Below are 17,964 nucleotides of genomic sequence, written 5' to 3' on the forward strand. Positions count from 1 at the left end.
TAAGACTTTCATTCCCGAAGCGGATAAACTTTCGCGGATTTTTGGCCGCGGGATAACCGAAGCCGCGAGCCTATAGGCGATAGGGACTTGTTTTTTGCGGTCTTTGTCGTTAATCGCCCCGCAACCAAAGTCCACAACTACGCCGCCCAAGGGAATCTGAGATGGCCAAAGGTAAATTTGAGCGCACGAAGCCGCATGTGAACATCGGGACGATTGGTCACGTCGACCATGGGAAGACGTCTCTGACGGCCGCGATCACGAAGTATTTCGGTGAGTTCAAGGCTTACGATCAGATTGACGCGGCGCCTGAGGAAAAGGCGCGCGGCATCACGATCTCGACGGCGCATGTGGAATACGAGACGGAGAACCGGCACTACGCGCATGTGGACTGCCCCGGCCACGCGGACTATGTGAAGAACATGATCACGGGCGCGGCGCAGATGGACGGCGCGATCCTTGTTGTTTCGGCCGCCGACGGCCCGATGCCGCAGACGCGCGAGCACATTCTTCTTGCGCGCCAGGTGGGCGTTCCGGCGATCGTGGTGTTCCTGAACAAGGTTGACCAGGTGGACGACCCGGAGCTTCTGGAGCTGGTGGAGCTGGAGATCCGCGAGCTTCTGTCGAAATACGAGTTCCCGGGCGACGACATTCCGATCGTCAAGGGCTCGGCGCTTGCGGCGCTTGAGGATTCGAACAAGGAGATCGGCGAGGACGCGGTGCGCCAGCTGATGGCCGAGGTCGACAAGTACATCCCGACGCCGGAGCGTCCGATCGACCAGCCGTTCCTGATGCCTATCGAGGACGTGTTCTCGATTTCGGGCCGCGGCACGGTGGTGACGGGGCGCGTTGAGCGCGGCGTTGTGAAGGTGGGCGAGGAAGTCGAGATCGTCGGCATCCGTCCGACCTCGAAGACGACGGTGACGGGCGTGGAGATGTTCCGCAAGCTGCTCGACCAGGGGCAGGCGGGCGACAATATCGGCGCGCTTTTGCGCGGCATCGACCGTGAGGGCGTCGAGCGCGGGCAGGTTCTTGCCAAGCCGGGCTCGGTGACCCCGCACACGAAGTTCAAGGCCGAGGCCTATATCCTGACCAAGGAGGAGGGCGGGCGCCACACGCCGTTCTTCACCAACTACCGGCCGCAATTCTATTTCCGCACGACGGACGTGACGGGCGTCGTGACGCTGCCGGAAGGCACGGAGATGGTGATGCCGGGCGACAATGTGACGATGGACGTGACGCTGATCGTGCCGATCGCCATGGAGGAGCGCCTGCGCTTCGCCATCCGCGAAGGCGGCCGCACCGTCGGGGCCGGCATCGTCGCCAGCATCACAGAGTAAAGAGGCAAGGCATCCGGCGCGGCGCTGGCTTAGCCCGCGCCGCAAGCCGAACGAGGAACTGAAGAATGAACGGACAAAATATCCGTATCCGCCTCAAAGCGTTCGACCACCGGGTGCTCGACGCCTCCACGCGTGAGATCGTGTCCACGGCCAAGCGCACCGGCGCGAATGTCCGCGGCCCCATCCCGCTGCCGACGCGGATCGAGAAGTTCACGGTGAACCGCTCGACGCATATCGACAAGAAGAGCCGCGAGCAGTTCGAGATGCGCACTCACAAGCGCCTTCTCGACATTGTGGATCCGACTCCGCAAACGGTGGACGCGCTGATGAAGCTCGATCTCGCCGCCGGTGTCGATGTCGAGATCAAGCTCTAAGAGGCGGAAGAAAGAGGACAGGACCCCGCGCGAGGCGAGAGCCGGTAGGCGGGAAGTCTGAAAGGAAATCGAACCGATGCGTTCAGGTGTTATCGCACAGAAGATCGGGATGACGCGCGTCTACAATGAGACGGGCGAGCACATTCCCGTCACGGTTCTGCGCATGGAAAACTGCCAGGTCGTCGCCCAGCGTACCGAGGAAAAGAACGGCTATACCGCTGTTCAGCTCGGTGTCGGGCTGGCCAAGGTCAAAAACACGTCCAAAGCTTTGCGCGGCCATTTTGCTGCTGCAAGCGTGGAGCCGAAGGCGAAAGTGGCGGAATTCCGCGTATCCCCGGAAAACCTGCTCGACGTGGGCGCGGAGATCACGGCTGATCATTTCGTGCCGGGCCAGAAGGTGGATGTGACGGGAACCTCCATCGGCAAGGGTTTCCAGGGTGTCATGAAGCGCCACAATTTCGGCGGTGGCCGGGCCACCCACGGTAACTCCGTTTCGCACCGCACGCACGGCTCGACCGGTCAGCGCCAGGACCCCGGCAAGGTGTTCAAGGGCAAGAAGATGGCCGGCCATATGGGCGACCGCCGCGTGACGACGCAGAACCTGGAAGTCGTTTCAACCGACACCGAGCGCGGCCTGATCCTGGTCCGCGGCGCCGTTCCGGGCTCGAAGGGATCGTGGATCATGGTGCGCGATGCCGTGAAGGCGCCGCTGCCCAAGGAGGCGCCGCTTCCGGCTGCCATCCGCGCCAGCAACAACAATGCCGAGAAGGCTGCAGCAACCGCCGCCGGCGAGGGGGCAGAGTGATGGATCTGAAGGTAACCACCCTGGCGGGCAAGGATGCCGGCAAAGTTGAGGTCTCAGACGAGATCTTCGGGCTCGACCCGCGTGAAGACATTCTTCATCGCGTGGTGCGCTGGCAGCTGGCCAAGCGCCAGCAGGGCACCCACAAGGCCAAAGGCCGCGCGGAGATCGCCCGTACCGGCGCCAAGATGTACCGCCAGAAGGGCACGGGTCGCGCCCGCCATTCGTCGGCGCGCGCTCCGCAGTTCCGGGGCGGCGGCAAGGCTCATGGCCCGGTGCCGCACAGCCATGCCCATGACCTGCCGAAGAAGGTGCGGGCACTGGGCTTGAAGCATGCGCTTTCGGCCAAGGCCAAGTCGGCTAACCTCATCATTGTCGACGATCTGGCAATCAAGGAGGCGAAGACCAAGGCGCTGGTCGAGAGCTTCGCCAAGCTTGGAGTGACCAACGCTCTCATGATCGGCGGCGCCGAGATCGACGCCGGTTTCAAGCGCGCGGCCGCCAACATTCCGAATATCGACGTGCTGCCGATCCAGGGCATCAACGTCTACGACATCCTGCGCCGCGGTACCCTGGTGCTTTCCAAGGCTGCGGTCGAGGCCCTCGAGGAGCGGTTCAAATGACGGATCTTCGCCATTACGACGTGATCGTGAGCCCGGCGATCACGGAAAAGTCGACGATGGCCTCGGAGAACAACCAGGTCGTCTTCAATGTGGCCCGCAAGGCGACAAAGCCGGAGATCAAGGCGGCGGTGGAGGCTCTCTTCAACGTCAAGGTCACCGGTGTGAACACGCTGGTGCGCAAGGGCAAGGTGAAGCGTTTCCGCGGCACCGTCGGACGGCAGAGCGACGTGAAAAAGGCGATCGTGACGCTGGCCGAGGGCCAATCCATAGACGTCGCGACGGGTCTTTGAGAGGCCGCGAGGATTAAGACATGGCACTCAAGAATTATAAGCCGGTAACGCCGGGCCAGCGCCAGCTGGTGATCGTGGATCGCTCCGGCCTTCACAAGGGCAAGCCCGTCAAGGGGTTGACTGTGGGTTTGACGTCCAAAGGCGGGCGCAACAATTACGGCCGCATCACGGCCCGTTTCCAGGGTGGCGGTCACAAGCGCACTTACCGCCTGATTGATTTCAAGCGCCGTAAGTTCGACGTCTCCGGCGTCATCGAGCGCCTGGAATACGATCCGAACCGGACAGGCTTCATCGCGCTGGTGCGCTATGATGACGGTGAACTCTCCTACATCCTGGCGCCGCAGCGCCTGGCTGCAGGCGATCGCGTGATCTCCTCTGCGCAGAGTGTGGACGTGAAGCCGGGCAACGCGATGCCATTGGCTGCGATGCCCGTCGGCACGATCGTGCACAATGTGGAGCTGAAGCCGGGCAAGGGTGGCCAGATTGCGCGTTCGGCCGGTTCCTACGCCCAGCTCGTCGGCCGCGACCAGGGCATGGCGATCCTGAGGCTTAACTCCGGCGAGCAGCGCCTCGTGTCCGGCACCTGCATGGCGACGGTCGGCGCGGTCTCCAATCCGGACCACGCGAATGTGAGCCTCGGCAAGGCCGGCCGCAAGCGGTGGCTCGGCAAGCGTCCGCACAATCGCGGCGTCACCATGAACCCTGTCGACCACCCGCACGGCGGCGGTGAAGGCCGCACCTCCGGTGGCCGGCATCCGGTCAGTCCGTGGGGCAAGCCCACCAAGGGCCGCAAGACCCGGTCCAATAAGGCGACCGACAAGTTCATCATGCGCTCGCGCCATCAGCGCAAGAGCTAAGGAAAGGTAACGGCAAGTGTCCCGTTCAGTCTGGAAAGGCCCGTTCGTCGACGGCTATCTGTTGAAGAAGGCCGACAAAAGCCGCGAAAGCGGCCGCAAGGAAGTGATCAAGACCTGGAGCCGGCGCTCCACGATCCTGCCCCAGTTCGTGGGCCTCACCTTCGGCGTCTATAACGGCCAGAAGCATATTCCGGTATCCGTCTCGGAAGAGATGGTGGGCCACAAACTCGGTGAGTTCGCTCCGACCCGCACCTATTACGGCCACGGCGCGGACAAGAAGGCAAAGAGGAAGTAACCATGGGCAAGGCCAAAGCGCCGCGCAGGCTTGCGGACAACGAAGCGCGCGCAGTTCTGCGCACGATCCGCGTCAGCCCGCAGAAGCTGAACCTCGTTGCTGCGCTGATCCGCGGCAAGAAGGTAGCGACCGCACTCGCTGACCTCGAATTCTCGCGCAAGCGGATCGCGGATACGGTGAAGAGGACGCTCGAGTCGGCGATAGCCAACGCGGAGAACAACCACAATCTGGATGTAGACGCGCTGGTGGTGGCTGAGGCCTATGTCGGCAAGTCGATCGTCATGAAGCGCTTTCACGCCCGCGGCCGTGGCCGTGTCAATCGCATCGAGAAACCCTTTTCGCATCTGACGATCGTCGTCCGCGAAGTCGAAGAGCAAGTGGAGGCCGCCTGATGGGCCAGAAAGTCAACCCGATCGGTCTCCGTCTCGGCATTAACCGCACCTGGGATTCGCGCTGGTTTGCGAATACCAACGAGTATGGCCAACTGCTGCACGAGGATCTGAAGATCCGCACTTATATCGAGAACGAGCTGAAGCAGGCTGCGATTTCGAAGGTGGTGATCGAGCGTCCGCACAAGAAGTGCCGCGTGACGATCCATTCGGCGCGCCCGGGCCTCATCATCGGCAAGAAGGGTGCGGATATCGAGAAGCTGCGCCGCAAGATCACGCAGATGACGAATGCGGAGACGCATTTGAACATTGTGGAAGTGCGCAAGCCCGAGATCGACGCGCGTTTGATCGCTCAGTCGATTGCCCAGCAGCTGGAGCGCCGCGTCGCTTTCCGCCGCGCCATGAAGCGCGCGGTGCAGTCGGCCATGCGCCTCGGCGCGGAAGGCATCCGCATCAACTGCACCGGCCGTCTGGGCGGCGCCGAGATCGCGCGTATCGAATGGTACCGCGAGGGCCGCGTGCCGCTGCATACGTTGCGCGCCGACATCGATTACGGCACAGCCGAGGCAAAGACTGCTTACGGCGTCTGCGGCGTGAAGGTTTGGGTCTTCAAGGGCGAGATCCTGGAGCATGACCCGATGGCTTCTGAGCGCCGAGCGGTCGAGGGTGCCGGTGACGGCGGCGGCCAGCGCCGCCGCGAGAACGCCTGAGCCGGAATTTTGGAGTAGATAAAGATGCTGCAACCAAAGCGCACGAAATTCCGTAAGCAGTTCAAAGGCCGGATCCACGGCGCGGCGAAGGGCGGAACGGACCTGAACTTCGGGGCTTTCGGCTTGAAGGCCTTGGAACCGGAGCGTGTCACAGCGCGCCAGATCGAGGCTGCCCGCCGTGCCATCACGCGCCAGATGAAGCGCCAGGGACGGGTGTGGATCCGTGTGTTCCCGGACGTTCCGGTAACCGCGAAGCCCACCGAGGTTCGTATGGGTAAGGGCAAGGGGTCGGTCGAGTTCTGGGCCTGCCGGGTGAAGCCTGGCCGTATCATGTTCGAGATCGACGGCGTTGCCGAGGATATAGCGCGCGAGGCGTTGAGGCTCGGTGCCGCAAAGCTCCCGATCAAGACGCGCTTCATTCAGCGCATCGCAGAGTAGGAGAGGCAACGCCATGAAGGCCGCTGACGTAAGGGCGATGACGACCGACCAGCTCGACGATGAGCTGGCGAACCTGAAGAAGGAGCAGTTCAATCTTCGCTTCCAGAAAGCGACGGGACAGCTCGAGAAAACCGCGCGGGTGAAGCAAATTCGCCGTGACATTGCGCGCATCAAGACAATCGCCGCCGAGAAATCGGCCGGCAAGAAGGCCTAAGGAAAAGCGAGAATGCCAAAGCGCGTTTTGCAGGGCACCGTGGTGAGCGACAAGAACGACAAGACCGTTGTCGTCCGCGTCGAGCGCCGGTTCGCGCACCCGCTTCTCAAGAAGACGGTGCGGCGCTCCAAGCGGTACAAGGCACATGACGAGAACAATATGTGCAAGGTCGGCGACGTAGTGCTGATCCAGGAGACGCGCCCGATCTCCAAGGATAAGTGCTGGGTCGTGGTGAACGAGAATCAGGCACAGTAAATTTGGAACAGGCGGGGAAGGCGGTTTGAAGCCTGACACCCGGAAAAGAGAATAGAAGGCGGCCAGTCATGATTCAGATGCAAACAAACCTCGACGTGGCGGATAATTCCGGCGCCCGTCGTGTCATGTGCATCAAGGTGCTCGGCGGCTCGAAGCGGAAATATGCCTCCGTCGGCGACATCATCGTCGTTTCGGTCAAGGAGGCCATCCCGCGCGGCCGCGTGAAGAAGGGCGACGTGATGAAGGCGGTGGTGGTTCGCACCGCCAAGGATATTCGCCGTCCCGATGGGAGCGTCATCCGCTTTGACAGCAATGCCGCCGTTCTGGTGGACAATAAGAGAGAACCGATCGGCACCCGTATCTTCGGACCGGTTCCGCGCGAGCTGCGCGCCAAGAACCACATGAAGATTATCTCGTTGGCGCCGGAAGTTCTCTAAAGGAGCCGGAGAAATGCAGAAGATCAAAAAAGGCGACAAGGTTGTCGTGCTCTCCGGCCGCGATAAAGGCCGTACGGGCGAAGTTTTGAAGATGATGCCGAAGGAAGACCGCGCGCTGGTGCGTGGCGTTAATCTGGTGCGCAGGCATCAGAAGCAAACGCCTCAGGCTGAAGGCGGCATCATAACAAAAGAGGCGCCGATCCATGTATCGAATCTGGCGCTGGCCGATCCCAAGGATGGCAAGCCGACCCGAGTGGGCTTCAAGATCCAGGAAGACGGCAAGAAGGTGCGCGTGGCGAAGCGCTCAGGAGAATTGATCGATGGCTAAGGCAGGATACCAGCCACGCTTGAAGAAGCACTATGAGGAAGCGATCCGAAAGCAGCTCCTCGAGACCTTCAAGTATGAAAACGAGATGCAGGTTCCGCGCATCGATAAGGTCGTTATCAATATGGGGGTCGGAGAGGCGACGGGCGATTCCAAGAAGCCGTCGGTAGCCGCCGAGGACCTCGCGCTGATCGCCGGCCAGAAGGCGGTTATTACCCGGGCGCGCAATTCGATTGCCGGTTTCAAGGTGCGCGAGGGCATGCCCATCGGCGCCAAGGTGACCCTGCGCAAGGACCGCATGTACGAGTTCCTGGACAGGCTCGTGAATGTTGCGCTCCCGCGCGTCCGCGACTTCCGGGGCTTGAGCCCCAAGAGCTTCGACGGCCACGGCAACTTCGCCATGGGCATCAAGGAGCACATCGTGTTCCCCGAGATCAACTACGATAAAGTCGATCAGATCTGGGGAATGGACATCATCGTCTGTACGACCGCCAAGACCGACGACGAGGCGCGCGCCTTGTTGAAGGCTTTCAACTTCCCGTTCCGGCAGTAACGGCAGGCGAGAAAAAGGAAATTTTCATATGGCAAAGACTAGCGCAGTCGAGAAGAACAATCGGCGCCGGAAGATGGCCGACCGTTACGCCAACAAGCGTGCGGCTCTAAAGGCCATCGTCATGGACCAGGGCAAGCCCATGGAGGAGCGCTTCAAGGCGCAGCTTCAGCTTGCCGCGCTTCCGCGCAACTCGTCCAAAACGCGCATCCGCAACCGCTGCGAAGTCACCGGCCGGCCGCGTGCTTTTTATCGCAAGCTCAAGATGTCGCGTATCGCGCTTCGCGAGCTGGGCAGCCAGGGGCTTATCCCTGGTCTTGTCAAATCCAGCTGGTAAGGGAGGCGACCTATGTCCGTGAATGATCCTCTCGGCGATATGCTGACCCGCATTCGCAATGCGATCGGGCGCAAGAAGACCACGGTCTCCACGCCGGCGTCGCGGTTGCGTGCCCGGGTGCTCGACGTGATGAAGGCGGAAGGCTATATCCGCGATTACACGCAGGTCGATTACGACAACGGCAAGTCGGAGCTGGAAATCCAGCTTAAATACCTCGAGGGCGCCCCGGTCATCCGTGAGATCGCGCGCGTTTCGAAGCCCGGCCGCCGTGTTTACGTATCGGTGAAGTCGATTCCGCATGTCGCCAACGGCCTTGGTATCGCGATCCTATCGACCCCCAAGGGTGTGATGGCTGACCACGAGGCCCGCGAGAAGAATGTCGGCGGAGAGTTCCTCTGCCAGATTTTCTGATCCGGCTGGACGACAGACAGAGAACGAGGACAGAGCAATGTCTCGTATAGGCAAGAAGCCGGTTCCGGTGCCACAGGGCGTGACAGCAAATGTCGATGGCCAGGTGGTTACAGCCAAGGGACCGAAGGGCGAACTGAAGTTCGTCGTTAACGACGATGTGCTGGTGAAGTTGGAAGACGGTGCGATCGCCGTCGATCCGCGCAACGAGTCGAAGATGGCCCGTTCGAAGTGGGGCATGTCCCGCACTCAGATCGCCAACATCCTCACCGGCGTGAAGGACGGCTTTGAGAAGCGGCTGGAGATCAACGGCGTCGGATACCGCGCGGCGATGCAGGGCAAGAACCTGCAGCTTTCGCTGGGCTTCAGCCACGATGTGAGCTATGAGCCCCCGACGGGAATCACGATCACCGTGCCGAAGCCGACGGAAATCGTCGTTAGCGGCATCGATAAGCAGGTCGTGGGGCAGGTTGCTGCCGAGATCCGCAAGTATCGTGGGCCGGAGCCTTACAAGGGCAAGGGCGTGAAATACGCGGGCGAGACGATCGTCCGTAAGGAAGGCAAGAAGAAGTAAGGACGCGAGCCATGGTGTCGAAAGTATCCGTTACGCGGCGCGCCGGGCGCGTCCGCCGAAAGTTGAAGGCGGTTGCCACCGAGCGGCCGCGGCTTTCGGTTTACCGTTCGTCGAAGCATATCTATGCCCAGGTGATCGATGATGTGAAAGGCCACACGCTTGCGGCGGCCTCATCGCTGGACAAGGACCTGAGGGAAAAGCTCAAGACCGGAGCCGACGTCGATGCCGCTGGAGTGGTTGGCAAGCTGATCGCCGAACGCGCCAAGAAGGCCGGCATCGACAAAGTCGTGTTCGACCGGGGTCCCTACATCTATCACGGCCGCGTTAAGGCGCTGGCTGATGCCGCCCGCGAGGGCGGGCTGGAATTTTAAGCCGCTTCGGGCGAAAAGCCCGGAGTTTTCCTCAACCCGTGCTACCGGAAAAGAACAAGGACAAGGACAATGGCACAGCCACGTAGGGACGACCGCAGGGAGCGCGAAGAGCGCGACAGCGAGTTCGTCGACAAGCTCGTTCACATCAACCGCGTTGCCAAGGTGGTCAAGGGCGGCCGCCGTTTCGGCTTCGCAGCACTCGTCGTGGTCGGTGATCAGAAAGGCCGCGTGGGCTTCGGACATGGCAAGGCCCGCGAGGTGCCGGAGGCCATTCGCAAGGCTACCGAGAGCGCCAAGCGCGATTTGATCTTCGTGCCACTGCGCGAAGGCCGTACCCTTCATCATGACGTTGGCGGCCATCATGGCGCCGGCCGCGTGCTGATGCGCGCCGCCAAGCCCGGCACTGGGATCATCGCCGGCGGCCCGATGCGCGCCGTCTTCGAGACTCTGGGCGTACAGGACGTGGTGGCCAAGTCGCTTGGATCGTCCAACCCGTACAACATGGTACGGGCGACTTTCGACGCGCTGAAGCGCCAGATGCACCCGAAGGACATCGCCGCCCAACGCGGTATTAAGTATTCGACCCTGCAGGCGCGCCGCGGCACTGCCGTCGCAACCGAGGAATAGGGCTGGACGCGGCTTCTCACCGAGAGGGCAGGGGAGCCGCCGGGCTTTGAGGATTGATGAAGATGGCTGAGAAGAAGAAGGGCAAGACGATCACGGTCGAGCAGATCGGAAGCCCCATCCGCCGCCCCAAGGAGCAGCGCGCGACGCTAGTCGGCCTGGGGCTTAACAAACTGCATCGCCGCTCGACGCTGGAGGACACGCCTTCGGTGCGCGGCATGATCGCCAAGGTAGAGCACCTCGTGCGCGTCGTCGACGAGGCCTGAGAGAGCGGGACGAGAGATCATGAAACTCAACGAACTCAGGGACGCTGAAGGCGCAACAAAGGCCCGCAAGCGGGTCGGGCGCGGTATCGGCTCCGGCTCCGGCAAGACCGGCGGCCGCGGCGTCAAGGGACAGAAGTCGCGCTCGGGTGTTGCCATCAAGGGCTTCGAAGGCGGCCAGATGCCGCTCTACCGGCGCCTGCCGAAACGCGGTTTCACCAATATTTTCGGCAAGGACTACAACGAGGTCTCCCTCGGCCGCATCCAGGCTGCAATCGATGCCAACAAGCTCGATGCAGCGGCGACGATCGACGGCGCTGCCTTGCTCAATGCCGGCGTGATTCGCCGTCTGAAGGACGGTGTGCGGGTGCTTTCCGGCGGTGAGATCACGGCAAAGGTGACGCTGGACGTTGCCGGTGCCTCCAAATCGGCTGTGGAAAAGATCGAGAAGGCAGGCGGTTCGGTCAAGTTGCCGGAAAAAGCGGCCTGAAGATCATGAGCAAGCGGCGGTAGGGACAATCCGCCGCTTGCATCCAGTCCGTCCCGGGCCTATCTCGGGTTTCGGCACCATGCACAAAGCGGTCTCGGCCGATTTGCTGCGTGATCCGCCCAGGAGTGAGCGGCTCGGTGCTCCCAGCGCGGTTGTTCTGTTCTTTCGGCGCTGTCGGGTAAGGGCGTTCACTTTTCCAGTCGCGCATAAGCGTGACGAAGCGGAGAATTCTTCATGGCATCGGCAGCCGAGCAACTTGCCTCGAATTTGAATTTTGCGGCCTTCGCCAAGGCGGAGGATCTTAAGAAGCGCATCTGGTTCACGCTCGGCGCGCTGCTCATTTATCGCCTCGGCACCTATATCCCAATGCCTGGCATCAACCCGGATGCCTTCGCTCAAGCCTTCCAGCAGCAATCTGGCGGCGTGCTCGGCATGTTCAACATGTTCGCGGGCGGCGCGGTCGAACGCATGGCGATCTTCGCGCTGGGCATCATGCCCTACATTTCCGCGTCCATCATCATGCAGTTGCTCACTTCCGTCGTGCCTTCGCTGGAGCAGCTCAAGAAGGAAGGCGAGCAGGGCCGCAAGGTCATCAACCAATATACCCGTTACGGCACCGTGCTTCTTGCCACGGTGCAGGCCTATGGCATCGCCATCGGGCTTGAGGGCGGACAGAACATCGTTGCCGATCCCGGCTGGTTCTTCCGCATTTCCGCCGTCATCACGCTGGTCGGCGGCACCATGTTCCTGATGTGGCTGGGTGAGCAGATCACGGCGCGCGGTATCGGCAACGGTATATCGCTCATCATCTTCTCCGGCATCGTTGCCGGCCTGCCGACCGCGATCGGGGGAACGCTGGAACTCGGCCGCACGGGCGCAATGTCCACGGGCCTGATCCTTGCCATTATCGTGATCGCTATCGTCGTTATCGGCGTGATCGTCTTTTTCGAACGCGCCCAGCGCCGGCTCCTGATCCAGTATCCAAAGCGCCAGGTCGGCAACCGCATGTTCCAGGGCGATACCTCCCACCTGCCGCTGAAGCTGAACACCGCCGGTGTCATTCCGCCGATCTTCGCCTCCTCGCTGCTGCTTTTGCCGGCAACCATGGCAGGCTTCTCGGATACGACGCAGCTTCCCGGCTGGGCAGGCACTCTTCTTGCCACGCTCGGTCACGGACAGCCGCTTTATATGATCCTTTATGCGGCGCTGATCGCTTTCTTCGCCTTTTTTTACACGGCCATCGTCTTCAATCCCAAAGACACGGCCGATCAGCTGAAGAAGCATTCGGGTTTTATCCCAGGCTATCGTCCGGGCGAGCGCACGGCGGAATATATCGATTACGTGTTGACCCGCATTACCGTGGTTGGCGCCATTTATCTCGTCCTGGTGTGTCTGCTTCCGGAGTTTTTGATCTCGGCGACCGGTGTGCCCTTCTATCTCGGCGGCACGTCGCTTTTGATCGTCGTCAGCGTCACGCTCGATACGGTGGCGCAGGTTCAGGGGCACTTGATCGCTCACCAGTATGAAGGTCTGATCAAGAAATCGAAACTCCGGGGGGGCAAGAGGGGACGATGAGGCTTATACTTCTCGGGCCGCCGGGGGCGGGCAAGGGAACCCAAGCGCAGATCCTGGTTGAAAAGCTGCACATTCCGCAACTCTCCACGGGAGATATGCTGCGCGCTGCGGTGAAGGCCGAGACCGAGATCGGCAAGAAGGCCAAGGCGGTGATGGATGCGGGCGAGCTCGTGTCCGACGCCATCGTCAACGCCATCGTGGCGGAACGGATTGATCAGCCCGACTGCGCGAATGGTTTCATTCTAGACGGCTATCCACGTACGCTGGCGCAGGCCGATGCGGTCGAAGCGATGCTCGGCGAGCGCGGCCTGAAGCTTGACGCGGTCATCGAACTCGTGGTCGACGATAAGGCGTTGGTTGGCCGGATCATGAAGCGGGCGGAAGACGCACAAGCCGCGGGCCAGCCGGTGCGCCGTGATGACAATCCGGAGGTCTTCGAGGAGCGCCTGCGCGAATATTACAAAAAGACGGCGCCGCTGGTCGGGTATTATTATGCAAAGGGCCTGCTGAAGGGCGTCGACGGCATGGCCTCGATCGATGAGGTGACGCGGCAGATCGAAGGGATCCTGGCAAAGGCGTAATCCCTTGCAGGGTCAGGGCAGCGGAACGCGAGCCCTGCCGGGCAATCGCGGTTGACGCTGGTCCTTTTATCGACTATAGCGGCGCATCTCCTAACGAGACGCTCTGTTGGCCGGGCCTGTTTGGCTCGGCTTCGTTATTGAGAAAAGAAAATGCTCGCAAGGGCCGGCCTCCACCGGACGCGAGCCAACCCAGCGCCGGTGTGAGTGCCGGCCCAGATGGAGAAGAAGATGGCCCGTATAGCCGGCGTCAATATCCCGACAAACAAGCGCGTCGTGATCGCGCTTCAATATATTCACGGCATTGGGCCGAAGCTTGCCCGCGAAATCACTTCCAAGGTCGGCATCCCGGATGATCGTCGCGTGCACCAGCTCACCGACGCCGAGGTTCTTGCGATCCGCGAGGCCATCGACCGCGACTACCAGGTCGAGGGTGACCTGCGCCGCGAAGTCTCCATGAACATCAAGCGCCTGATGGATCTTGGCTGCTATCGCGGCCTGCGCCATCGCCGTTCGCTGCCGGTCCGCGGCCAGCGCACGCATACCAATGCGCGCACGCGGAAGGGGCCTGCGAAGCCGATCGCGGGCAAGAAGAAGTAATTGAGCGAATAGCGAGATCGCGAATAGCGAATAGGAATAACCCTACTCACTATTCGCTACTCCCTAATCGCTTCTTTGGTGTAGCCGCTGGCATTACGGCGGTGCAGAGATCGACTGAAAGGAAGAATATGGCCAAGGAAGCCGCACGCGTTCGCCGTCGTGAACGTAAGAACATCTCGTCGGGTGTTGCGCATGTCAACTCGACCTTCAACAACACCATGATCACCATCACCGATGCCCAGGGCAATGCGATCGCCTGGTCGTCTGCCGGTGCCCAGGGCTTCAAAGGCTCGCGTAAGTCCACCCCCTTCGCCGCTCAGGTAGCGGCAGAGGATTGCGCCCGCAAGGCGCAGGAGCATGGCATGCGCACCCTCGAGGTTGAGGTTTCCGGACCGGGCTCCGGTCGTGAATCGGCGCTGCGCGCCTTGCAGGCGGCCGGTTTCACCATTACATCCATCCGCGATGTGACCCCAATCCCGCACAACGGATGCCGCCCGCGCAAGAAGCGCCGGGTTTAACACCTGTTTGCCGTAAGAGCTCCTTCGGGCGCTCCTCTGCGGTTTCCAGAACGCCCGCCACGATTGGATGGTGGCGGGGTAACGGAAGGAAAAACTATGATCCAGAAAAACTGGCAGGAACTGATCAAGCCCAGCAAGATCGAGTTCACGTCGAAGGGCCGTACCCAGACCAACCTCGTGGCCGAGCCGCTCGAGCGCGGCTTTGGCCTTACCCTTGGCAATGCGCTGCGTCGCGTTTTGCTTTCGTCGCTGCGCGGCGCGGCTGTCACCGCGGTGCAGATCGATGGTGTGCTGCACGAGTTCTCCTCGATCGCCGGCGTGCGCGAGGACGTGACCGACATCGTGCTTAACATCAAGGAAATCGCCATCAGGATGGAAGGCGACGGGCCGAAGCGCATGGTTTTGCGCAAGCAGGGCCCCGGCGCCGTCACTGCCGGTGACATCCAGACAGTCGGCGATGTCGAGATCCTGAACCCCGAGCATGTGATCTGCACCCTTGACCAGGGCGCCGAGATCCGGATGGAGTTTACGGTCAACACGGGTAAAGGCTATGTCCCGGCCGACCGCAACCGCGCCGAGGATGCGCCGATCGGGCTCATTCCCGTCGACAGCCTCTATTCGCCGGTCAAGAAGGTCTCCTACAAGGTCGAGAACACCCGTGAGGGTCAGGTCCTCGACTATGACAAGCTGACCATGACGATCGAAACGGATGGCTCGGTGACCGGCGAGGACGCGGTGGCTTTCGCCGCACGCATCCTGCAGGATCAACTTGGCCTCTTCGTCAATTTCGAGGAGCCGCAGAAGGAAGTCCCTGCAGAGCAGGTTACAGAGCTCGCCTTCAATCCGGCGCTGCTCAAGAAAGTGGACGAGCTGGAGCTTTCGGTTCGTTCCGCCAACTGCCTCAAGAACGACAACATTGTCTATATCGGCGACCTGATCCAGAAGACGGAAGCCGAGATGCTGCGCACGCCGAATTTCGGGCGCAAGTCGCTCAACGAGATCAAGGAAGTGCTGGCCTCGATGGGGCTCCACCTCGGCATGGAAGTGCCGGATTGGCCACCAGACAACATCGAAGAGCTCGCCAAGCGCTACGAAGACCAGTATTGACCCCGGCGGGCCGCGCGCCCAGGGAATTGAAGGAGACAAGCCATGCGTCACGGTAAAGCCGGCCGCAAGCTCAACCGGACCTCTAGCCACCGCAAGGCCATGTTCGCAAATATGGCGGCTTCGCTCATCGAGCATGAGCAGATCGTCACCACCCTGCCCAAGGCAAAGGAGCTTCGTCCGATTGTGGAGAAGCTCGTCACGCTTGGCAAGCGCGGCGACCTCCATGCCCGCCGCCAGGCGATCGCTGCTATTCGCAGCGAAACCCTGGTGCGCCGTCTCTTCGATACGCTCGCCCCGCGCTATGCTTCGCGCAATGGCGGCTACACGCGCATCATGAAGGCGGGCTTTCGCCATGGCGACAACGCGGCGATGGCCGTGATCGAGTTCGTCGATCGCGATCCGTCGGTCAAAGGCGCTGCCGACCGCGCCCGCGTCGAGGCAGAAGCTGCCAATGAGGAAGCCGAAGCAGCGTGATTTCGCGGCTCTCGTGTCGAGAAATTGAAGGGGCCTCAGGGCCCCTTTTGCTTTTGGCCTATCCGATTGGCCCCTTGAAGATGAAGAAGGCGCCAAGGCAGATGAGCCCGAAGCCGACGGCATGGTTGATGGTGAGCTGCTCGCCCAAATAATAGACGGAAAAAACCGCGAAAACCGAAAGGGTGATCACCTCCTGCATGGTCTTCAGTTCCGCCGCGCTGTAAACGGCGTGGCCGTAGCGGTTGGCAGGCACGGCAAAGCAATATTCGATGAAAGCGATGCCCCAGCTCGCCAGGATCACGAGAAGGAGCGGCTTGCTTCCGAATTTAAGGTGGCCATACCAGGCGAAGGTCATGAAGATGTTGGAGATTGTGAGCAGCAGGATGGGCGCCAGATAAGGCAGGGCCATGGACGTCCTCGAAGAGATCCGACGGGTCAAATGCGATGAGAAGACTTGATGATTCGCTGGATAAAACCGAAATGGAATCTAGACGATTGGAAAACAGCAATCATCCGCCGTTTTGCGGCGCACTCGTCCGGCGTCGTTGGCCTTTTCTTGTGCACAATCCTATCCGATGATGCGCGAACCAGTGGCCCAGGGAGTCCGATGAAAGTGAGATTTTTTGTTCTTCGCGTGCTCTTCGTTCTTTGTGCGCTTTCACTGCCGGCCCATGCGCAGGACCGCCCGGCAGAATCGCTGCTTGATCCGCTGAGGCAGCTCCTGCGCGGCGGCGAAGACGCTTCCAAGCCGACGACCGGCGAGGCCCAGCGCCGCGTCCCCTTCAGCCAGCAGGAAATCCAGCTCTCCTTTGCGCCCCTGGTTCGTCAGGTCGCACCCGCCGTTGTCAACGTCTATGCCTCGACGCGTGTGCAGGCTCGCTCGCCCTTCATGGGAGATCCATTCTTCGAGCGCTTCTTCGATTTTCCGCAAATGCCTCCGCGCGTGCAGTCCTCATTAGGCTCCGGCGTGCTGGTCGATGCCTCCGGCATCGTGGTGACCAACTACCACGTGATCCGCGAGGCGGATGAAGTGAAGGTCGCACTCGCCGACGGACGGGAATTCGAAAGCACTATCCTGCTCAAGGATGAAGGGCTCGATCTCGCCGTTTTGAAGGTCGAAGGCTCGGATCCTTTCCCGGCCGCCGCGCTCGGAGATTCGGAAGCGCTTGAGGTCGGTGACCTAGTTCTGGCGATCGGCAACCCCTTCGGCGTCGGCCAGACCACGACGAGCGGCATCGTCTCGGCCGTGGCGCGCAGCTTGGGTGGCGTTTCCGACTTCGGCTTCTTCATACAGACGGATGCGGCCATCAATCCCGGCAATTCGGGCGGTGCGCTCATCAACATGGCCGGCGAGGTGATTGGAATCAACACGGCGATCTATAGCCGCTCGGGTGGGTCGATCGGGATCGGCTTCGCGATTCCGGCGAACATCGTGCGCGCCGTGGTCGAATCGGCGAAAAACGGTAAGGACTTCTTCGAGCGTCCTTATTTGGGCGCGAGCTTCGATCGGGTGACGCCCAATATCGCCGAGGCGCTCGGCATGGCCAGGCCAGCGGGTGCTCTCGTCACCAATATCGCCCCGGACAGCCCGGCCGCCAAGGCGGGACTGAAAAGCGGCGACGTTGTGGTTGCGGTGGACGGCAGGCCTGTGGATACGCCTGAGGCGCTGGATTACCGCCTCGCCACCGTACCAATCGGCGAGACGGCCCAAGTGGAGGTGCTGCGCAATGGCGAGGAGATGGCGCTTTCCATGCCGGTCGAACGCGCGCCTGAAGGCGATGGCAGGGAGCTCGAGATCGGTGGCGTAGGGCCCTTTGCCGGCGCCAGGGTGGCGGAGGTGTCGCCGGCGCTCGCCCAGCGCCTGCGTCTCCCGGTTACTGGAAAAGGCGTTGTCATCACGGATCTGGCGCGCAATTCCCCCGCCGCCAGCATCGGCCTGCGACCCGGCGATATCGTGCGGGAACTCAACGGGGAGGAAGTCACCGATGCCGCGCAGATGAAAGCGCTCGCGGAGGCCGATGGCCGCTGGTGGCGGTTCACCATTGATCGCGGCGGGCAGATTATCCGGCAGACGATGCGGTTCTAGCGCATCGGACCGAGAGTGATACCGGTTGGAGAAGTCCGATGCTGAAACAAAGAGATGGATCGC

30 protein-coding genes are annotated in these 17,964 nt (G+C 61.5%); 29 read left to right on the forward strand and 1 reads right to left on the reverse strand.

The annotated features are described in order from the left end of the window. Positions 1 to 161 precede the first annotated feature (161 nt). The 28 genes from tuf (at position 162) to rplQ (ending at position 15,815) form a co-directional block, all read left to right on the forward strand. The gene (gene tuf, locus GNP00_RS12995; RefSeq protein ID WP_011581018.1) at positions 162 to 1,337 is read left to right on the forward strand and encodes an elongation factor Tu; all 1,176 of its coding nucleotides are present in this window, start codon (positions 162 to 164) and stop codon (positions 1,335 to 1,337) included. 65 nt (positions 1,338 to 1,402) lie between these two features. Next, positions 1,403 to 1,711: a 30S ribosomal protein S10 gene (gene rpsJ / locus GNP00_RS13000; protein ID WP_011581017.1), complete on the forward strand. Its 309-nt coding sequence runs from the start codon at positions 1,403 to 1,405 to the stop codon at positions 1,709 to 1,711. Positions 1,712 to 1,787: 76 nt separating this feature from the next. Beyond that, entirely contained in the window at positions 1,788 to 2,516 is a 729-nt protein-coding gene (gene rplC / locus GNP00_RS13005) for a 50S ribosomal protein L3 (protein WP_011581016.1), read from the forward strand. Then, entirely contained in the window at positions 2,516 to 3,136 is a 621-nt protein-coding gene (gene rplD, locus GNP00_RS13010) for a 50S ribosomal protein L4 (protein WP_011581015.1), read from the forward strand. Before rplC ends, rplD begins: the two co-directional genes overlap by 1 nt. Continuing rightward, on the forward strand, positions 3,133 to 3,426 hold the full coding sequence (locus tag GNP00_RS13015) for a 50S ribosomal protein L23 (protein WP_011581014.1): 294 nt from the start codon (positions 3,133 to 3,135) through the stop codon (positions 3,424 to 3,426). Before rplD ends, GNP00_RS13015 begins: the two co-directional genes overlap by 4 nt. A gap of 20 nt (positions 3,427 to 3,446) precedes the next feature. After that, complete coding sequence (gene rplB / locus GNP00_RS13020) at positions 3,447 to 4,283, forward strand: 50S ribosomal protein L2 (protein ID WP_011581013.1); 837 nt, start codon at positions 3,447 to 3,449, stop codon at positions 4,281 to 4,283. 16 nt (positions 4,284 to 4,299) lie between these two features. Next, positions 4,300 to 4,578: a 30S ribosomal protein S19 gene (gene rpsS, locus GNP00_RS13025; protein ID WP_011581012.1), complete on the forward strand. Its 279-nt coding sequence runs from the start codon at positions 4,300 to 4,302 to the stop codon at positions 4,576 to 4,578. A 2-nt stretch (positions 4,579 to 4,580) separates the two neighbouring features. Further along, positions 4,581 to 4,970 carry a 50S ribosomal protein L22 gene (gene rplV, locus GNP00_RS13030; RefSeq protein WP_166016079.1) on the forward strand — a complete coding sequence of 130 codons (390 nt, stop codon included), beginning with the start codon at positions 4,581 to 4,583 and terminating at the stop codon, positions 4,968 to 4,970. Next, positions 4,970 to 5,677, forward strand: coding sequence for a 30S ribosomal protein S3 (gene rpsC, locus GNP00_RS13035; RefSeq protein WP_011581010.1), 708 nt, complete (start codon positions 4,970 to 4,972; stop codon positions 5,675 to 5,677). Before rplV ends, rpsC begins: the two co-directional genes overlap by 1 nt. A 24-nt stretch (positions 5,678 to 5,701) precedes the next feature. Further along, positions 5,702 to 6,115, forward strand: a complete 414-nt coding sequence (gene rplP / locus GNP00_RS13040; protein ID WP_011581009.1) for a 50S ribosomal protein L16 — start codon at positions 5,702 to 5,704, stop codon at positions 6,113 to 6,115. 13 nt (positions 6,116 to 6,128) lie between these two features. After that, the gene (rpmC, locus tag GNP00_RS13045; RefSeq protein WP_011581008.1) at positions 6,129 to 6,329 is read left to right on the forward strand and encodes a 50S ribosomal protein L29; all 201 of its coding nucleotides are present in this window, start codon (positions 6,129 to 6,131) and stop codon (positions 6,327 to 6,329) included. A gap of 12 nt (positions 6,330 to 6,341) precedes the next feature. After that, positions 6,342 to 6,584: a 30S ribosomal protein S17 gene (rpsQ, locus tag GNP00_RS13050; RefSeq protein WP_011581007.1), complete on the forward strand. Its 243-nt coding sequence runs from the start codon at positions 6,342 to 6,344 to the stop codon at positions 6,582 to 6,584. A 68-nt stretch (positions 6,585 to 6,652) separates the two neighbouring features. Continuing rightward, on the forward strand, positions 6,653 to 7,021 hold the full coding sequence (rplN, locus tag GNP00_RS13055) for a 50S ribosomal protein L14 (protein WP_011581006.1): 369 nt from the start codon (positions 6,653 to 6,655) through the stop codon (positions 7,019 to 7,021). Between the two features lie 13 nt (positions 7,022 to 7,034). Next, on the forward strand, positions 7,035 to 7,349 hold the full coding sequence (gene rplX, locus GNP00_RS13060; protein WP_011581005.1) for a 50S ribosomal protein L24: 315 nt from the start codon (positions 7,035 to 7,037) through the stop codon (positions 7,347 to 7,349). Continuing rightward, positions 7,342 to 7,899 carry a 50S ribosomal protein L5 gene (gene rplE, locus GNP00_RS13065; RefSeq protein WP_011581004.1) on the forward strand — a complete coding sequence of 186 codons (558 nt, stop codon included), beginning with the start codon at positions 7,342 to 7,344 and terminating at the stop codon, positions 7,897 to 7,899. Before rplX ends, rplE begins: the two co-directional genes overlap by 8 nt. Before the next feature lie 28 nt (positions 7,900 to 7,927). Continuing rightward, positions 7,928 to 8,233 carry a 30S ribosomal protein S14 gene (rpsN, locus tag GNP00_RS13070; protein ID WP_011581003.1) on the forward strand — a complete coding sequence of 102 codons (306 nt, stop codon included), beginning with the start codon at positions 7,928 to 7,930 and terminating at the stop codon, positions 8,231 to 8,233. A gap of 12 nt (positions 8,234 to 8,245) precedes the next feature. Next, the gene (gene rpsH, locus GNP00_RS13075) at positions 8,246 to 8,644 is read left to right on the forward strand and encodes a 30S ribosomal protein S8 (protein ID WP_011581002.1); all 399 of its coding nucleotides are present in this window, start codon (positions 8,246 to 8,248) and stop codon (positions 8,642 to 8,644) included. A gap of 37 nt (positions 8,645 to 8,681) precedes the next feature. Next, the gene (gene rplF / locus GNP00_RS13080; protein WP_011581001.1) at positions 8,682 to 9,215 is read left to right on the forward strand and encodes a 50S ribosomal protein L6; all 534 of its coding nucleotides are present in this window, start codon (positions 8,682 to 8,684) and stop codon (positions 9,213 to 9,215) included. A gap of 11 nt (positions 9,216 to 9,226) precedes the next feature. Further along, positions 9,227 to 9,586: a 50S ribosomal protein L18 gene (gene rplR / locus GNP00_RS13085; protein WP_011581000.1), complete on the forward strand. Its 360-nt coding sequence runs from the start codon at positions 9,227 to 9,229 to the stop codon at positions 9,584 to 9,586. Positions 9,587 to 9,655: 69 nt separating this feature from the next. Continuing rightward, positions 9,656 to 10,213: a 30S ribosomal protein S5 gene (gene rpsE, locus GNP00_RS13090; RefSeq protein ID WP_011580999.1), complete on the forward strand. Its 558-nt coding sequence runs from the start codon at positions 9,656 to 9,658 to the stop codon at positions 10,211 to 10,213. 62 nt (positions 10,214 to 10,275) lie between these two features. Next, positions 10,276 to 10,476 (forward strand): 50S ribosomal protein L30, encoded by a 201-nt coding sequence (gene rpmD, locus GNP00_RS13095; protein WP_011580998.1) that lies wholly within the window; start codon positions 10,276 to 10,278, stop codon positions 10,474 to 10,476. A gap of 19 nt (positions 10,477 to 10,495) precedes the next feature. Beyond that, entirely contained in the window at positions 10,496 to 10,963 is a 468-nt protein-coding gene (rplO, locus tag GNP00_RS13100) for a 50S ribosomal protein L15 (protein ID WP_011580997.1), read from the forward strand. 234 nt (positions 10,964 to 11,197) lie between these two features. Next, positions 11,198 to 12,538, forward strand: coding sequence for a preprotein translocase subunit SecY (secY, locus tag GNP00_RS13105; RefSeq protein ID WP_166016081.1), 1,341 nt, complete (start codon positions 11,198 to 11,200; stop codon positions 12,536 to 12,538). Beyond that, complete coding sequence (locus tag GNP00_RS13110; RefSeq protein ID WP_011580995.1) at positions 12,535 to 13,119, forward strand: adenylate kinase; 585 nt, start codon at positions 12,535 to 12,537, stop codon at positions 13,117 to 13,119. Before secY ends, GNP00_RS13110 begins: the two co-directional genes overlap by 4 nt. A gap of 228 nt (positions 13,120 to 13,347) precedes the next feature. Beyond that, entirely contained in the window at positions 13,348 to 13,716 is a 369-nt protein-coding gene (gene rpsM, locus GNP00_RS13115; RefSeq protein WP_011580994.1) for a 30S ribosomal protein S13, read from the forward strand. Positions 13,717 to 13,844: 128 nt separating this feature from the next. Then, positions 13,845 to 14,234: a 30S ribosomal protein S11 gene (gene rpsK, locus GNP00_RS13120; protein ID WP_011580993.1), complete on the forward strand. Its 390-nt coding sequence runs from the start codon at positions 13,845 to 13,847 to the stop codon at positions 14,232 to 14,234. Between the two features lie 96 nt (positions 14,235 to 14,330). Then, positions 14,331 to 15,341 (forward strand): DNA-directed RNA polymerase subunit alpha, encoded by a 1,011-nt coding sequence (locus GNP00_RS13125; protein WP_011580992.1) that lies wholly within the window; start codon positions 14,331 to 14,333, stop codon positions 15,339 to 15,341. Positions 15,342 to 15,383: 42 nt separating this feature from the next. After that, the gene (gene rplQ, locus GNP00_RS13130) at positions 15,384 to 15,815 is read left to right on the forward strand and encodes a 50S ribosomal protein L17 (RefSeq protein ID WP_011580991.1); all 432 of its coding nucleotides are present in this window, start codon (positions 15,384 to 15,386) and stop codon (positions 15,813 to 15,815) included. A gap of 58 nt (positions 15,816 to 15,873) precedes the next feature. Here rplQ and GNP00_RS13135 read toward each other — a convergent pair whose 3' ends face one another. Further along, positions 15,874 to 16,224 (reverse strand): DMT family protein, encoded by a 351-nt coding sequence (locus GNP00_RS13135; RefSeq protein ID WP_011580990.1) that lies wholly within the window; start codon positions 16,222 to 16,224, stop codon positions 15,874 to 15,876. A 198-nt stretch (positions 16,225 to 16,422) separates the two neighbouring features. Between GNP00_RS13135 and GNP00_RS13140 the strand changes: the two genes are divergently transcribed. Beyond that, positions 16,423 to 17,901, forward strand: coding sequence for a DegQ family serine endoprotease (locus GNP00_RS13140; protein WP_011580989.1), 1,479 nt, complete (start codon positions 16,423 to 16,425; stop codon positions 17,899 to 17,901). Positions 17,902 to 17,964 lie beyond the last annotated feature (63 nt).

It is taken from the genome of Chelativorans multitrophicus, from assembly GCF_011317445.1.
Taxonomy (GTDB): Bacteria; Pseudomonadota; Alphaproteobacteria; order Rhizobiales; family Rhizobiaceae; genus Chelativorans; species Chelativorans multitrophicus.

Coding starts and splice junctions, on each gene's coding strand:
- GNP00_RS13135 (WP_011580990.1), bottom strand. CDS start 16,224: ATGGCCCTGCCTTATCTGGCGCCCATCCTGCTGCTCACAATCTCCAAC.
- rplO (WP_011580997.1), top strand. CDS start 10,496: ATGAAACTCAACGAACTCAGGGACGCTGAAGGCGCAACAAAGGCCCGC.
- rplC (WP_011581016.1), top strand. CDS start 1,788: ATGCGTTCAGGTGTTATCGCACAGAAGATCGGGATGACGCGCGTCTAC.
- rpsQ (WP_011581007.1), top strand. CDS start 6,342: ATGCCAAAGCGCGTTTTGCAGGGCACCGTGGTGAGCGACAAGAACGAC.
- rplD (WP_011581015.1), top strand. CDS start 2,516: ATGGATCTGAAGGTAACCACCCTGGCGGGCAAGGATGCCGGCAAAGTT.
- rplE (WP_011581004.1), top strand. CDS start 7,342: ATGGCTAAGGCAGGATACCAGCCACGCTTGAAGAAGCACTATGAGGAA.
- GNP00_RS13110 (WP_011580995.1), top strand. CDS start 12,535: ATGAGGCTTATACTTCTCGGGCCGCCGGGGGCGGGCAAGGGAACCCAA.
- rpmD (WP_011580998.1), top strand. CDS start 10,276: ATGGCTGAGAAGAAGAAGGGCAAGACGATCACGGTCGAGCAGATCGGA.
- GNP00_RS13125 (WP_011580992.1), top strand. CDS start 14,331: ATGATCCAGAAAAACTGGCAGGAACTGATCAAGCCCAGCAAGATCGAG.
- rplB (WP_011581013.1), top strand. CDS start 3,447: ATGGCACTCAAGAATTATAAGCCGGTAACGCCGGGCCAGCGCCAGCTG.
- rpmC (WP_011581008.1), top strand. CDS start 6,129: ATGAAGGCCGCTGACGTAAGGGCGATGACGACCGACCAGCTCGACGAT.
- tuf (WP_011581018.1), top strand. CDS start 162: ATGGCCAAAGGTAAATTTGAGCGCACGAAGCCGCATGTGAACATCGGG.
- secY (WP_166016081.1), top strand. CDS start 11,198: ATGGCATCGGCAGCCGAGCAACTTGCCTCGAATTTGAATTTTGCGGCC.
- GNP00_RS13015 (WP_011581014.1), top strand. CDS start 3,133: ATGACGGATCTTCGCCATTACGACGTGATCGTGAGCCCGGCGATCACG.
- rplN (WP_011581006.1), top strand. CDS start 6,653: ATGATTCAGATGCAAACAAACCTCGACGTGGCGGATAATTCCGGCGCC.
- rplF (WP_011581001.1), top strand. CDS start 8,682: ATGTCTCGTATAGGCAAGAAGCCGGTTCCGGTGCCACAGGGCGTGACA.
- rplP (WP_011581009.1), top strand. CDS start 5,702: ATGCTGCAACCAAAGCGCACGAAATTCCGTAAGCAGTTCAAAGGCCGG.
- rpsM (WP_011580994.1), top strand. CDS start 13,348: ATGGCCCGTATAGCCGGCGTCAATATCCCGACAAACAAGCGCGTCGTG.
- rplQ (WP_011580991.1), top strand. CDS start 15,384: ATGCGTCACGGTAAAGCCGGCCGCAAGCTCAACCGGACCTCTAGCCAC.
- rpsN (WP_011581003.1), top strand. CDS start 7,928: ATGGCAAAGACTAGCGCAGTCGAGAAGAACAATCGGCGCCGGAAGATG.
- rpsH (WP_011581002.1), top strand. CDS start 8,246: ATGTCCGTGAATGATCCTCTCGGCGATATGCTGACCCGCATTCGCAAT.
- rplX (WP_011581005.1), top strand. CDS start 7,035: ATGCAGAAGATCAAAAAAGGCGACAAGGTTGTCGTGCTCTCCGGCCGC.
- rplR (WP_011581000.1), top strand. CDS start 9,227: ATGGTGTCGAAAGTATCCGTTACGCGGCGCGCCGGGCGCGTCCGCCGA.
- rpsC (WP_011581010.1), top strand. CDS start 4,970: ATGGGCCAGAAAGTCAACCCGATCGGTCTCCGTCTCGGCATTAACCGC.
- rplV (WP_166016079.1), top strand. CDS start 4,581: ATGGGCAAGGCCAAAGCGCCGCGCAGGCTTGCGGACAACGAAGCGCGC.
- rpsJ (WP_011581017.1), top strand. CDS start 1,403: ATGAACGGACAAAATATCCGTATCCGCCTCAAAGCGTTCGACCACCGG.
- rpsK (WP_011580993.1), top strand. CDS start 13,845: ATGGCCAAGGAAGCCGCACGCGTTCGCCGTCGTGAACGTAAGAACATC.
- rpsE (WP_011580999.1), top strand. CDS start 9,656: ATGGCACAGCCACGTAGGGACGACCGCAGGGAGCGCGAAGAGCGCGAC.
- GNP00_RS13140 (WP_011580989.1), top strand. CDS start 16,423: ATGAAAGTGAGATTTTTTGTTCTTCGCGTGCTCTTCGTTCTTTGTGCG.